The 13,969-nt window shown below is 62.9% G+C and carries 11 protein-coding genes; 4 read left to right on the top strand and 7 right to left on the bottom strand.

All coding sequences use genetic code 11. From position 1 onward, the window contains the following. Positions 1 to 253: 253 nt before the first annotated feature. Together FWD29_08660 and galT are read right to left on the bottom strand one after the other, a co-directional pair. Positions 254 to 1,627: a galactokinase gene (locus FWD29_08660; GenBank protein ID MCL2804000.1), complete on the bottom strand. Its 1,374-nt coding sequence runs from the start codon at positions 1,625 to 1,627 to the stop codon at positions 254 to 256. Continuing rightward, entirely contained in the window at positions 1,620 to 2,780 is a 1,161-nt protein-coding gene (gene galT / locus FWD29_08655) for a galactose-1-phosphate uridylyltransferase (protein MCL2803999.1), read from the bottom strand. Before galT ends, FWD29_08660 begins: the two co-directional genes overlap by 8 nt. Before the next feature lie 34 nt (positions 2,781 to 2,814). On the opposite strand from galT, the gene trpS reads away from it, so the two are divergent. Genes trpS through FWD29_08640 form a run of 3 tightly spaced genes read left to right on the top strand, consistent with a single transcriptional unit; the run spans position 2,815 to position 6,308 of the window. Further along, on the top strand, positions 2,815 to 3,861 hold the full coding sequence (gene trpS, locus FWD29_08650) for a tryptophan--tRNA ligase (protein ID MCL2803998.1): 1,047 nt from the start codon (positions 2,815 to 2,817) through the stop codon (positions 3,859 to 3,861). Continuing rightward, on the top strand, positions 3,858 to 4,967 hold the full coding sequence (locus tag FWD29_08645; GenBank protein ID MCL2803997.1) for a sugar phosphate nucleotidyltransferase: 1,110 nt from the start codon (positions 3,858 to 3,860) through the stop codon (positions 4,965 to 4,967). Before trpS ends, FWD29_08645 begins: the two co-directional genes overlap by 4 nt. A 48-nt stretch (positions 4,968 to 5,015) precedes the next feature. Then, positions 5,016 to 6,308, top strand: coding sequence for a glycosyltransferase (locus tag FWD29_08640; GenBank protein ID MCL2803996.1), 1,293 nt, complete (start codon positions 5,016 to 5,018; stop codon positions 6,306 to 6,308). On the opposite strand, the gene FWD29_08635 is transcribed toward FWD29_08640, so the two are convergent. The 4 genes from FWD29_08635 to FWD29_08620 all read right to left on the bottom strand — a co-directional run bounded on the left by FWD29_08635 (position 6,281) and on the right by FWD29_08620 (position 10,899). Further along, the gene (locus tag FWD29_08635; GenBank protein ID MCL2803995.1) at positions 6,281 to 7,099 is read right to left on the bottom strand and encodes an NshR/TsnR family 23S rRNA methyltransferase; all 819 of its coding nucleotides are present in this window, start codon (positions 7,097 to 7,099) and stop codon (positions 6,281 to 6,283) included. The two genes, FWD29_08640 and FWD29_08635, sit on opposite strands and share 28 nt — an antisense overlap. Positions 7,100 to 7,154: 55 nt before the next feature. Further along, a complete protein-coding gene (locus FWD29_08630) occupies positions 7,155 to 8,504 on the bottom strand; it encodes an ABC transporter permease (GenBank protein ID MCL2803994.1) in 1,350 nt (449 codons plus the stop codon). Next, the gene (locus FWD29_08625) at positions 8,501 to 9,199 is read right to left on the bottom strand and encodes an ABC transporter ATP-binding protein (GenBank protein MCL2803993.1); all 699 of its coding nucleotides are present in this window, start codon (positions 9,197 to 9,199) and stop codon (positions 8,501 to 8,503) included. The genes FWD29_08630 and FWD29_08625 overlap by 4 nt, the downstream gene beginning before the upstream one ends. A 71-nt stretch (positions 9,200 to 9,270) precedes the next feature. Then, positions 9,271 to 10,899, bottom strand: a complete 1,629-nt coding sequence (locus FWD29_08620; GenBank protein MCL2803992.1) for a hypothetical protein — start codon at positions 10,897 to 10,899, stop codon at positions 9,271 to 9,273. A 1,788-nt stretch (positions 10,900 to 12,687) separates the two neighbouring features. On the opposite strand from FWD29_08620, the gene FWD29_08615 reads away from it, so the two are divergent. After that, positions 12,688 to 13,611: a hypothetical protein gene (locus tag FWD29_08615; GenBank protein MCL2803991.1), complete on the top strand. Its 924-nt coding sequence runs from the start codon at positions 12,688 to 12,690 to the stop codon at positions 13,609 to 13,611. 84 nt (positions 13,612 to 13,695) lie between these two features. Here the strand turns inward: FWD29_08615 and FWD29_08610 are convergent. Then, positions 13,696 to 13,969 (bottom strand): hypothetical protein (locus tag FWD29_08610; protein MCL2803990.1); only part of this gene is annotated, 274 nt, incomplete at its 5' end.

Below are 13,969 nucleotides of genomic sequence, written 5' to 3'. Positions count from 1 at the left end.
AGCAGCTGATGTTGCCAGGCATCCACCCAGCCCGGTAGCCGCCACTCGAAGTAAACCCACAGGCCAGGCCCCGAAAACCCGCCACCCGACCACACTCAACCAAACGTAACCTCAGACGCGGCCAATAAGCGTTGCCGCTTGGCCGGGGGAGGTGCTGCTAGCCGCCTGGCCCGGGTCGCACGCGGTTGACGCAAAGTGTTAACCAGCGCGAGCACGACCCACAAACATTGCCACCTGTGCGAGAACGGCGCTGCTAGGCCCTTTTCCCGGCGACGCGCTGGGCCGGGCCGCCGGCGGTAGCCAGGAGGAACACCGGCGCGACGAAACCGGCGTCAGCAAAGGCCCGGTCAACCGCGGCGGTCGCCTGGTCGACCAGACTGGCCGGCAGCAGAGCGATGGCCGAGCCGCCAAAACCGCCCCCTGTCATCCGCGCCCCCAGTGCGCCGGTGGCCTGGGCCGCCTCGACCGCCAGGTCCAATTCAGGGCAGGAGATTTCGAAATCGTCCCGCATTGAGGCGTGAGAGGCGCTCAGCAGCGCCCCGACCTGCGCCAGATCGGCCCGCTCCAGTGCCGCCACGGTCTGGCAGACCCGTTCGTTTTCGCTGACGATGTGGCGGGTACGGCGCACTAGCAGCGGATCGTCCAGGCGCGCCAGGGCTGCTTCCATTTGCCCGATGCCGAGCTCCCCTAAGGCCTTGACCCCCAGTGCCCGGGCTGCCGCACTGCCCTGATGGCGGCGGGAGGCGAATTGGCCGTCATGCAGTTGATGGGAGGCTCGGGTGTCAATGACCAGCAGCACAAGACCCGCCGCGGCTAAGTCAAAGGGCACCTGGGTTGATTGGCCGCCGGCGCCAAAGTCAAGTAGTAAGGCATGGCCGGGCCGAGCCAGCAGGGCCGCGGCCTGGTCCATGCCGCCGGTGGCCGCGCCCACAATGATGTTTTCGGCGTCAACGCAGGCCTGGGCCATCAGCTCCCGGCTAGCTGCGGAATCAGGCCAAGGTTCGCCGGACAACTGGTTCAAACCCAGCGCAAAGGCGCACTCCAAAGCGGCAGATGAACTCAGACCGGCCCCAAACGGCACACAGGATTCGACCTGACCCCGAAAGCCACCAACCGCCAACCCGCGCTGGGCCAAGGCCCAAGCCACTCCGGCCACATACCGACCCCAGCCTTCTGGCAAGGGCGCAGCGGCGCCCATGCCAGAAGGCTGTACAGCAGTGCTTGCTGGCCGCGTCTTCTCGGGCAGCCGCTCTGCGGCTGCCGCGTGCGACACGGCCTGAAGTGTAAAGGCTTCTGTCTTTCCTCCCGGCTGTGAACCCGCTGTGCCTGGCAAGGGCGACTTGGCAACCGGAACGACCTGGGACAAATCGCCCTGCCAAGGCGGCGCCGCGCCGGAAGCCAACTCAACGGCATCGGACTTCAAAGGTGACAAGGCCACAAAAGTGCGGTGCTCCAAGGCGATAGGCAAGCACAGCCCGCCGTTGTAATCGGTGTGTTCGCCAATTAGGTTGACCCGGCCGGGAGCCGAATAGATCGCCGCCGGGCTGTGGCCAAAATGCCGGGCAAAAGCCGTGGCTGCGCGGGCCGCGCCCTCATCAGCCGGCCAGGGCCGCAGTAGCTCAGACATGATCCAAGGGGGCCAGAACGGCGCGGAGGCGTTCGGCAATGCGCTCGGGCACGGTGTCTGCGAGCCAGGCGCCCATGGCGCTTTCCGAACCGGCTAGGTGTTTGAGCTTGTCCGGCGCGCGGCGAGTAGAAAACAGCTGCAATTGCAGCCGGCCCAAAGCTCGCAGCTCGGGGGCTAGCGGCGCCTGGTGCCAAGCGGCGATATAGGGCATGTCGATGGGTTGGCCTTTGGCGCCGGCGAAGTAGTGGTTCAGGCCCCCAAACAACCAGGGCAGCAGGTGGGACAGGTCATCACGCTCGGACTGATTCAGGGCCGGCAGGTCCAGCCGGTCCTGGCGCGGCGCCAGTATCACCTCAACTGGCCAGCGAGCCGCCGCCGGCACATAGGCGATCCAGTGGCCGGTTTGGGCCACTAGGCGCCGGCCGGATTGGACCTCGGCTCGGGTCAGGTCATTTAGCAGGTGGCCGCCGGTGCGCAACGAGTAGGCCTGGGCTTGGCGCACCAGGGCGGCGGTCTTTGGTGGCAGATACGGAAAAGCGTAGATCTGGCCATGCGGGTGAGGCAGGGTGACGCCGATCTCCCGGCCGTGGTTCTCAAAGGGAAAGACCTGGGCAATGCCGTTGAGCCGCTGAAGGGCTTCGGTACGCACGGCCCAGGCATCTATCACGGTCCGCACCCGGCTAGGCGGCAGCGTCGACAAGCTGGCGTCATGGTCGGGGCTGAAACAGATCACCTCGCAGCGCCCAGCCGCCGGGCGCACTGGCCAGATCGGGTCATCGTCAAGGCTCCACCCAGCGTCAATAGCCTGATCAGCCGGCCGGGCGAAGGCCGGAAAGCGGTTTTCGAAGACGACCACGTCGTAGTCGGCGTCAGGGATCTCGCCGTCTTGGTAAGCCGCCCCGGGCTGTGCCGGACAGAGCGGACATGATTTGGCCGCCGGCATGAAGGTCCGTTCCATCCTGTCTGAGGCCATGGCGATCCATTCACCAGCCAGCGGGTCAAGTCGCATTTCCGGCGCGGACTGGTGGTCTGGTGGGCTCAGCGGCCTGGGGTCATCCAACCGCCGGGTCGCCTGGCCGGAAGCAAACGGTTCGGAGTCATCGAAGTAGAACAGCTCACGGCCGTCGGCCAGATGGGTCGGTGTCACGCGCATGATTGGGCCCAACCCTACGCCTGGCCGTGCCACAATGTCTCCCGTGTCAAATGCGCGCGCGTTCTCTGGGATCCAGCCCACGGCTGACTCGCTCCACCTGGGCAACTACTTAGGTGCCCTGAGGCAGTGGATCGAACTGCAGGCGGACTATGAGGCCATCTATTCCGTAGTTGACCTGCATGCCCTGACAGTGTCGCCTGACCCAGAAGACATCCGCAGTCGGGTTAGGGCCACCGCGGCGCAGTTCATTGCGGCCGGCGTGGATCCGACCAAATCAGTGCTGTTTGTCCAATCCCAGGTGCCGCAACACGCCCAGCTGACCTGGCTGCTCAACTGCATCACCGGTTTTGGCGAGGCCGGACGGATGACCCAATTCAAGGACAAATCGGCCAAACTAGGGGATCAGGGCGTGACAGTGGGTCTGTTCGACTATCCGGTGCTAATGGCGGCGGACATTCTGCTTTACGACGCAGACGTGGTGCCAGTGGGCGAGGACCAGCGCCAACACCTCGAGCTCAGCCGGGTCCTAGCCGGCCGGCTGAACTCGCGTTTTGGCGAAGGCACGGCAGTGGTGCCAAAACCTCATATCGTCAAATCGACCGCCCGCATCATGGACCTGCAGGAACCCACGGCCAAAATGTCGAAAACCGGTCACGCCAGCGGCATTATCGAGCTGCTAGACGAACCGAAGGTCATTGCCAAGCGGATCAAATCCGCCGTCACCGATTCGGGCAGCGAAATCAGCTGGGAACCGGAGTCCAAACCCGGTATTGCCAACCTGCTGAGCATCTATTCGGCCCTGTCCGGCCAGCCAATAGAACAAATCGTGGCCCAATACGAAGGCAAGATGTACGGCCACCTCAAGGTGGACCTAGCTGACCTAACAGTCGAATCCCTCAGGCCAATCAGAGAGCAGACCCTAGACCTGTTAGACGATCCGGCCCAACTCGACCGCATATTGGCACAAGGGGCGGAAAAAGCCGGCGCCATTGCCCAAGGCGTCTATGCGCGCATAAGCCGGCGCTTCGGCATCGGCCAACCGCCCCCAGGCAAGCGCCACCAAGCGGAAGGCGGCCAGTGACCGGACTGATTGCGGTAATCCCGGCCGGCGGATCCGGCACGCGGCTGTGGCCAATTTCCCGGGCGGCCAAACCCAAGTTCCTGCTTGACCTGACCGGGCAGGGCCGCACGCTAATCCAGCAAACCCACGACCGGCTGGCCGGCCTGGCCCAGCGCATCGTGGTGGTGACCGGCCAACCCCACGCCGCCGAGGTAGCGCACCAGCTGCCCCAGCTTCAGGCCCACGACCTGCTGATTGAGCCGGCGCCGCGCGATTCGATGCCGGCTATTGGCTTGGCCGCGGCGGTCATGCACCAACGCCACGGCGATGTCATGCTCGGCTCGTTCGCGGCCGACCACATTATTCGCGACACCGCCGGGTTTCGCCGTGCCGTGGCGGAGGCGCAGGTGGCGGCGGCCAAAGGCTACATCGCCACGATTGGCATTGAACCGACCGGCCCGGTGACGTCTTTCGGCTACATCAAGGCCGGGCCACGGCTCAGGCTGGCTGGTGCGCCGGAGGCCTGCCAGGTTTTAGCTTTCGTCGAAAAACCGGACTTGACCAGGGCTAGGGCCTATTTGGCCGATGCCGGCTACCGCTGGAATGCGGGTATGTTCGTCATGCGTACGGGCGTGCTTTTGGACCATCTAGCTCGCCTTCAACCCACATTGCATGGGGCTTTGGTCGAGTTGGCGGCGGCCTGGGACACCGACCGGCACGAGGCCGCGGTCGAGGCGCTTTGGCCCCATTTGACCAAGGTTGCCTTCGACAACGCCGTGGCCGAGCCGGTCGCGGCCGAAGGCGGCGTAGCCACCGTGCCGGGCCACTTCGACTGGGATGACCTGGGCGATTTCACCGCCTTGGCCTCTGGCTTACCCAAAGACCGGCTGAGCAACGGCCAACTGGTCATGGGCGAGGTAGCGACGGACGCGCCGCTGGTTGTGTTGGACGCAGTTGGCAACGTTGTGGTGCGTCAGGCAAACCGGGTGATTGGTCTGATTGGCCTTGAGGATACGGTGGTGGTTGACACACCAGACGCGTTGCTGATTTGCCGGCTCCACCAGGTCCAACGGGTCAAAGGTTTGGTTGACCGGATGAAGGCCCAAGGCCTGGACGCTTTTCTATGAGCTGGCCGGAGGAGTCCCGGGCAGTTGGTGCCAGGTAGGGTGGCTGCCGTGGGTGCGCGCAAGGATCTAGGCCACCGCCGGCCCGCCATTGACGGCCAGGTGACCCGGGTGGCGATGCTGTCACTGCACACCTCGCCGCTGGACCTGCCCGGCACTGGCGATGCCGGCGGCATGAACACCTATCTCAAAGGCGTCACCGCCGCGCTGGGCCAAGCCGGTCTGGCGGTCGATATTTACGCCCGGGCGACTTTGCCTGACCATCTTGACCAGCCCGCGGTTGACCTGGCCCCCTTGGTGCAGGTCCACCGGATCGCGGCTGGTCCCTTGGGGCCGGTTGACAAGAAGGCTCTTGAGCCGGATATTGCGGCCGAGTTTGCCGACCAGGTGTCTCGCGGCCAACCGGCTGACCTGGTTCATTCGCATTATTGGCTGAGCGGCCTGGCCGGTCGCCAAGTGGCGACTGACTGGCAGGTGCCCCACGTTCAGTCGCTGCACACCGTGGCGGCGCTGAAGAACCGCAACCTGGCCCCAGGCGATAGCCCCGAAGGCCCGCGCCGGTTGGCAGCGGAGGCTGAACTTGTGCGGGGGGCCGATGCCGTAGTGGCGGTCTCTCCGGCCGAGGCGGCGGCCATCACCGCTCACTTGGGCGCCCCGGCCAGCAAGATCACGGTGGTTACGCCCGGGGTCGATACGGTTCGGTTTGGTCCAGGTGACCCCGGGCACTTAGTTGGCCTGCCTGCTGCGTTGAAACGATCACAGGGTTACGTCTTGATGGTGGGGCGGATCCAGCCGATCAAAGGCCAGGATTTGGCCATCCGGGCCCTGGCGGCGATCGAGTCGTCGCACCGGCCGGCCTTGTTGGTCAGTGGGGCGCCTTCGAGCGCGCATCTGGGTTATGCCTCGAGTCTGATGGAACTCTGCGTTGAACTGGGTGTGCGTGATGATGTTGTCTTCCTTGGCGCTGTCACCATGGACCGGCTGGCTGGGCTGATGCGCGGCGCGCGGCTGACCTTGATGCCGTCTCATAGCGAAACCTACGGGCTGGTGGCACTGGAATCGGCCGCTTGTGGGACTCCGGTGATTGGCTATTCGACCACCGGGCTGCGCAGTTCGGTGGTCGACAACGCCACCGGCATTTTGCTCCAGACCCGTGAGCCACAGGCTTGGGCGGCCGCCATTGTCCAGCTGGCCTGGGATAGCGACTTGCGCACCCGATTGTCTCAAGGTGGGGTTGAACATGGGCGCCGCAACACATGGGGCCGGGCGGCCACCGCCCTGCTGCGGCTTTACAACGAGGTCGGGGCTTGCCCAGTTCAGGCCTGTGCCGCGGCCCGGGCCTGAAGCGTGATGCCAACGCTGACCGAGACGTTAAGCGATTCGGCCAGGGGCGACATCGGGATTGACACGGTCACTTGGGCCAGGCGTCCCAAACCCTGCGAAGGCCCGCTGCGTTCTGAACCGAAAACCAAGGCCAGGCGCTCTGGGCGCTGGCTCAGTTGATAGAGCCGGGTGTCGCCGTGGGCGTCGAGCACGACTGCCGGGATCTGGTTCTGCTGCAGGAACGTTGCCACTTGATCCGCTGTGGCGATGACAACCGGCAACGAAAAAACCAGCCCGCGGCTGGCGCGCAGTAGGCGGCGGTCAGCCACCGTGGATAGCTGCGAGTCAACCAGCACCACACCGGCCGCGCCCAAGGCCGCGGCCGAACGCACAATCGCACCAATGTTGCCTACAATCCTGACTCCGTCTAGCACCACCAAGTCGCCTGGTCGGTTCAGCAGTTGGCTTAGCCGGGCCGGCCTGGGTGTGCGGACAATCCCAAAGACTTTGGGCTGTTTGTCGGTTTTGAAGATGCGTTTGGTCAGGGCTGGGTCGATCTGGCGTAGGCCCAGGCCACTGTCTTGGCAGGCCTGAAGCAGTTCCGTCGGTACCGGGCGGGTCGAGTCGGCGAGAAGCTCGATGAACTCAACCCCGGCGGCAATGGCGTGCAGCAGCGGTTCTAGGTCCTCGACCACAGCGGTTTTGGCGTTGTTGTGACTGGGTTTGGCCACATCTGCCAGGCGCTGCGCCGCCGGGTCAGATAGATCACTGATGATTGGGCCGGCCTGCACCGGACCAACGCTAGCAGCCACGCCCTACGCCCCTCGCGGCAGAATCATCACGGCTTGGCGCCGAAATCATTTCGGCTCAGGTGCCTTGCTGGAGGGCGGTGGCTGGTTCGAGGCGGGCGGCCCGGGTGGCCGGCAACAGTCCAGAGGCAATGCCGACCAGAATCCCAGCCAACGTGGCGACACCAACTAGGCGCAGATCAAGCACTGGCGTCCAGTCGTTGGCGGCGGCCACCGCCACCACCGCCAGGACACCGGCCGCCGCCCCGGCCAACGCTCCCAACAGCCCTACTATCGCGGTTTCGGTGATGAACTGGGCTGCCACCTGGGACCGGGTGGCGCCAATGGCCCGTCGCAGGCCAATCTCTCCCCGGCGTTCCATCACTGATAGGGATGACACCACCGCTATTGTGACGCCACCTATCGCCAGTGCCACTAGTCCCAGGATCAAAAACAACGAGTTGATGTCGGCCGTGAGTTGTTGGCGCATCTGTGAAGGCGGCGGCGGCATGGTGATATCGAATCCGGCCGGAACAGTTGGGTTCAAGGCCGCTCCTATCTGTTTGGCCACCATGGGGCCAGCTGCCAACTCCAGATGGACATGCAGTTCACCAGGTTGTTCCAGCCCCATGGCCTGCCGAGCCGTGGTCTGGGGCACAATCACCGCCTCAAGCAGGTCGACCGACCGTTCGGCACCGTCAAGAATCCCAATCACCGTGTAGGGAGCGCCATTAACGAAAACCGCCGGCTGGTTGTCAACCCTGGTTACCCCCAGAAGCTTGGCGGCCTTTGCGCCTAGCACCACAACCGGTTCGGCCCGCTGTTCATGGAACCAGTTAATCCAAACACCCTGGCCCAGGCGACCGGCCACCGCGTCGAAAAGCCCGGCGCTAGCAGCCATGATGGTGGGTTGGCGGCCCGGTGGCGCCATCGGATCAAACACCGGTGCCGCGCTAATCCGGGTGTCGGGCAGCTCGATCTTAGAGACAGTGCCAGCCGACCTGACTCCATTGAGCCGTGCCGCCCGCTCCCCGGCGTCCCACGGCAGCGTGTTCAGGGCGACGCCAGGGTTGTTGGGGTCCTCTGCCACCTTGACCAGACCGTGAGTGGCGGCCACCTGGTCGAACCGGGCTTGGAGCTGCCGGGCGCCAGTTTGCGCCAAACCGACTGTTGCCACCAGGGAACCAATCCCCAACACCACCACCAAGGCAGTCAAAGTCAACCGGCCGGGGCGACCAGCTAAACCGGTAATCGCCTCAACTAGCAAATCCCTGGCCCCGAAACGGTTCTCCCTGGTCGGTTTGCTTGGCCCCAGCTGCAGTCCCGGTCCTGACTTGGGTGGTTCAGTTGCTCCGACGGCCGGTTCAAGTACCGGTGCTCTGTTTTCGGCTGGCTCGGTTGACTTTGCCGAACGTCCGAGGCGTCTCACGCGGACACCTCCTCTAGGCGACCGTCGGCCATGACCATGCGGCGCCCGGCTCGCTCTGCCACCGACTTGTCATGGGTCACCACGACCACGGTCAGGCCTTGGGCGTTGAGCCCATCGAGCACGTCGAGCATCCCACCGGAGGTGGCCTGGTCAAGGTTCCCGGTTGGTTCATCAGCCAGTAGCACTGCCGGTTGGCCAGCAATCGCTCTGGCCACCGCGACGCGTTGGCGTTCGCCACCAGACAAAGTGATGGGGTAGAAGCTGGCCCGCTGCAGCAATGACACCCGTTCAAGGGCGGTGATCGCTCGTCTGACCCGTTCCGCCCTGGGCACCCCGGAGTAGGCCATTCCCATGACCACGTTGTCGAGCACGGTACGCCGGGGAAGCAGATGAAAAGCCTGGAAAACGAACCCCAGGCGCCGGCCACGCAGGTTAGTCCGGGCCTTGTCCTTCAGCCCAATAGTGTCAACACCGGCCAGCCGGTAGGTCCCGACAGTGGGGGTGTCTAACAGCCCCAGCACGTTCAGCAGCGTTGATTTGCCGGAACCGGACGGCCCCATAATCGAGACGTAATCACCGGCGCGGATGGTCATGTCAACGCCTCGCAGTGCTAGTACCTCACGCGGTCCGGGAAACGACCGCGACACATCGGCCAACTCAACCACCGCGTCGCTGCCCGCCGTCCCAAGTGCCACGCCGTAGTTGGGTGTCGTTACCGCACGGCCTGTGGCTGCCGAACTGCGTTTAGAGCGCACCGGTCGGCTCATTACCCGGGCGGGCCGGGCGAGCTACCAGCCGCGCCTTGGCCAACCACAACTAGGTCGCCAGCCTTGATATTGGGTTCGGCCGATTTGATCTCAACCATGCCCTCGGCTGATAACCCCACTTCAACCTTGACAGTCTTGGTGGCCTGGTCCTTGGCGGCCCCACCTTTGATCAGGTCGCCGTCGATCACCGTGATTTGGGCCTCGCCAGCGGTGTTGGCCGCTACTGCAGCTACCGGCACAACCAAAGAGCCCTCGGCGCTGGTCCCCACAGTCATAGTGACCTGTAGATTCCCAACTAGATCGGCCTGGCTCAAATCACCAAAATCAACCACTTTGATTCCAACCGGGCATTGCTCGCCACCCGCCTGGCCGCCGCCCCCCTGCCCAGCCTGGGAGCCGGCATCGGGCAGGGCAGCCTTGTCGCAAATTGTGGTGATCTCACCGGTGACCTCACCGGCCCCAGGCAAAGTCAACACCGCCGGGCCACCAACCTTCAGCAACTCGCCCTCAGCCGCACTGACCTGGGCCGTGACCTTGATTTCGGCACCTGACAGCACCACCGGGGCGACCGGCTCACCGGCCGGACCAGTCGGGTCAGGGCTGGCCAAGGCCGCCAGGTCATCACCGATCATGACGTTGACCTGATCGACCCGGCGAGGCAGGTCATCGACAAACACGACCTCGCCAACCGGCATTTGAGTCCATGCGGCTCGCTGGGCATCGCTCAGGCTCTGCTCAGCCCGGGCGACCGCCCGCCCGGCCCCTGTGGCGGCCATTTGGGCGGCGTCGACCACCTCCTGAGCCTGGATGACAGCCTCCTTAGCGGTCGCCTTGCCCGGCCCATTCTTGATCGCGGCATAGGCATCGACCGCAGTCTGCAGGACGGCCTGGGCCTTGGCCAGTTCCTTGTTGGCCTGCCCGGCGGCCTCTTGGGCCTCCGTCAGTCCGTCGCTGGCATCACGCACCGCCCTAGCCAAGGCCGGGTCCTCGCTGCCCGGTGCCGCATATCCGGCCTTGTCGTAGCAGGCTTTGACTGCGACCGCCAAATCCGCATCGTAGGTTTCGGCGCCAACGGTACCGGCGTTGAACCCCAGGCCTTGCAGAGCGGCGCGCAGTTGGGCCACATCCGGGCCACTTGTCCCTGATCCCATGGTCCGGTAGGCCTTGAACCCGCCGGGCAGAACAAAGACCGGCCGGCCAGAAACCTCCAAGATCACGTCCCCGGCGTTGATCTCAGCACCGGCCTCGGGCACCGCCCCAGTCACCACTGCACTCAGCGTGCCCTCTGGAGTGGACGGGGTCACCAGCACCGGGTCTGAAAAGGCCACATCTGCCCTGGCCACCACGGTAGCTGTGATCTCCCTAGCCTCAACCTGAGCAGTAATCAGCCCCTCAGCCGGACCTATCATGTCTCGACCGGCCTCACCGGGCGACTTGACCAGACCGCCCAACACGAAACCAACGATCAGCCCAACTACGGCAACACCGGCCAAAACCCAAACGGCCCGGCCCGGACCCCACAGGACACCGAGTTTGCGGCCCGAGGCGGCCGCGTCAAGACCCGGCACGGTCGAACCGGCCACGCTAGGCACAGCCTGTCCGGTTTGCCGCTTGACCGGGTCTGTCACGAAGTTGCTCCTTCCGGATCAGATTTTTGTGGGGTATGTGCTGAACGGCCGTACCGGCCTGCCGGGTGTAGCAAAAGTACTCAAGCAAACTACCAGAAAACCAGGAGGCCCCGGCTCCGCGTTGTTGTCGCGATAGCAAGGGTTGCCCGGCCCGCATGACTCCGGAAAAGGGGTCGGCGGGCATTCGGCACTCTGGCCCGGCACGCGTCGAACGAGGTCAGGCGGCGCCAATTGCGGCGAAAAGGACGACTATTGCTGGGATCAGGGTCCGCCCCATAGACCGTCGGAGTCGCCAACACATTCTGAACGGGGCACGTCCAGTCACAGAAAGGGGGACGCCACCACGGCTCGCCGCTGCCACCCCGGTGAAAGCCCGCTCAAGGATGATTGTGGGGCGCCAGCAGCAGACCGGGACATGTGAATTTGTCACCAAAACGTTATGTCGAGAGTCACGGTGAGCCTCCGGCCTGACGCTATCCTGGTTCCGAGGACTGGATGCGGCAAGCAAACCCTGGGCATCGCTGACCCGGCTGTGCGCGCAGCAAACAGACTTAATCCGAACTGAAGAGACAGAATATCAACGACGCTAACCCAACTAAAGAGGCAGACGTACTCGACTTCCAGAGAAAGGTAACCGCCAATGCCTCGTGAACTGGTTTCTTCTCCGAGGCGACTGGCAGCCAGCCCGGCCGCGTTCTCCCTGTTCGCTGCAATTGGCCCTAGGTCTCCAGCAGAGGCGAATGCGGCAGGATATCCGCGTTGCACATCATAGCGACTGTTTGCGGCTCTGGTTGGCTCCTAGGGAACTAAGGGAAATGCCACCGAATCGCTATTCTAGTACTTCGTCAACCTGGTCGTTGAGTGTTGGCGTCGATTCAAGGCCAGCGGCGGCCGGTTGGAGCCGGTGCGCTGCGGACCTTCGGACGGGGCTCCTGACGCCTCCTCTCACAGCTAAACAAACGCTTCCCATTCAAACCGAATCGACTCAGTTTCCATCGGAAGACAAGGAATATCCAAAATGAAAAGACACTATACGGCATTCGTCGTAAGACTGTGCGTTTCACTCGTTGCGGCAGCGTTGCTTGCATTCTCCGTTGTGGTAATATCCCCAGGCGTTTCCACTGAGGCAAACGCAGTCAACTACCCGTATTGCGTTGACTACCTGGTCCCAGCCGGGCAGGGCGTATCATACGCGATCTGGGTACCTGGAAGGGCGCGCGCCAATACCGTTGTAAACAGGCAGTGTTTGGCCGGTACATATAATCAAACCAAATACGCGGGAGTGCTACACCTTCAGGACACCCTGAACTACTGCTTCGGGAAGAATCTCGCTCTTGACGGGAAGTTTGGGACAAATACATATAATGCGTTAAGGAGCGTGCAGAGTAACCCATTGCGTGTTACGGCTGACGGGATCTATGGCCCGAAAACCCACAATGCAATGTATTTTGCAGGCCCAACCGGGGTTTTCTGCTATTATGATCCAGTGAAGATATCATGACTATATCGAGGGGATAAGTTCCTGTGCCAGTACTAACTGATGTATGCCGCGCGCGTCTCAACAGCGGTCGCCGACCGAGGCGCGCGCGGCAGGTCTCTCGTGCGGTCACAGTGGCGACAATCGTCGCAGCGGCGACGCTTGGGGCGTGCGCGAACGACTGGCAGCCGAGCGCTCTGGTCAAGGCGACAGTCTCGAGCCGTCCGGATAAAGAAGCTGGACTAGAGTCATCCAGTAGGGGGGACGAAATAGCACCGAACGATTCTGCCAGGGCGGCGTTTGGGCAGCCGTTGCCCGAAGATACGCCGCTTGGCCCGTATCGGCCGTTCCTTGATGGGCCGGTTTGGAACCCTGAAGAGCAGTATTTGATGAGAAAGGCTGAACACGAACAAAGAGAGAGAATCATCGCGGGATGTATGAAGGAATCCGGTTTCAATTATTACCCGACTGAATACGGTGGCTCGGCCGAGGGACTCGGCTCTTCCATTAGCGACATGGCGTCAACGCTATACGTCCCACCTCTTGATGCTGACAGATCACATGTAGAGAGGTGGGGTTATGGGGTGGACCCAGATACAGTGGACACAAGGATCGAGGATTACAGTGATCCCGCAGACGCCCAAAATCAAGCCTACGTAAATGGTCTTAGCCCATCTGCCCGGTCGCAATACAACGTCGCCTTCATTGGTTACGCGGAAGTGATTCCTGGTCAAGATCAAGGGATTGGCGGCTGCGTGGGAAATGCAAATGGAGTCGTACCGGAGAAAGGGGTGCGTTCCGAAAGCTTTGACGCCAATTTCAATGAACTGGCTTGGGCCGTCAAGACGCTGACATTTATGGACGTGCCGTCTGATTCAGCGGCCGTGAAACTAAACCGGGAATGGTCGCAGTGCATGATGGCGGCAGGTATTGATGTTACGGGCGGCCAGGAAATCATCCCGTCTAATACAGGGTATTTGAATCAAGCAACTCCACTGATGGCTTTCTTCTATGCGCGTTCGCTTGAAAACTCGGACATAGCAACTGACGACTCTCCGAGACTAATTGCCTCACCGGCCCAAGTCGAAGTCGCAGTTGCGGATTATGATTGTCGCGCACAAACTGACTATTTCAACCGAATACTTGACGTACAAATCCGGGTGGAGCGGTCGTTCCTTGACCTTCATCGAGCTGAGTTGAATGACATGAGGGCAGCTGCAAGAGAGGAATACTGAGATTCTGCGGGAATCCGCAGGTGGTGGGCTTGGAGGCGCCGGGAGCCAGCTTCGGGTCCGAAACATGGGACCTTTGGAGGTGGTTCAGTCACCGGCGGCGGCTTTCATTTCCTCCAAGACCTGGCGATTGGCGTCAAGGAATTCCTGTTCCACGGCCCGCTGGGTCGCGATGACGGTTTCCATGTAGTTGGCGGCCAGCCGGCAGTCATAATCCGCCAGCGCCACCTTGATTTGGGGAGGGGTCGCTTTCAGATATGCATCTGGCGAGCCCCAAGCCAGCAGGGCCCCGGTCTCATCAAGCCGCTCGGCGTATTGAATAGCCGAACCCGGACTAGGCGTGTTGTAGTAGGCCACATTT

The organism is Micrococcales bacterium (genome assembly GCA_009784895.1).
GTDB lineage: Bacteria > Actinomycetota > Actinomycetes > Actinomycetales > WQXJ01 > WQXJ01.
The sequence above is the reverse complement of the archived record's forward strand: the minus strand, read 5'-3'. Positions and strand labels throughout refer to the sequence as shown.

Excerpts from the sequence above, each read along its gene's own strand:
- FWD29_08660 (MCL2804000.1), bottom strand. The coding sequence starts at position 1,627 with ATGTCTGAGCTACTGCGGCCCTGGCCGGCTGATGAGGGCGCGGCCCGC.
- galT (MCL2803999.1), bottom strand. The coding sequence starts at position 2,780 with ATGCGCGTGACACCGACCCATCTGGCCGACGGCCGTGAGCTGTTCTAC.
- trpS (MCL2803998.1), top strand. The coding sequence starts at position 2,815 with ATGTCTCCCGTGTCAAATGCGCGCGCGTTCTCTGGGATCCAGCCCACG.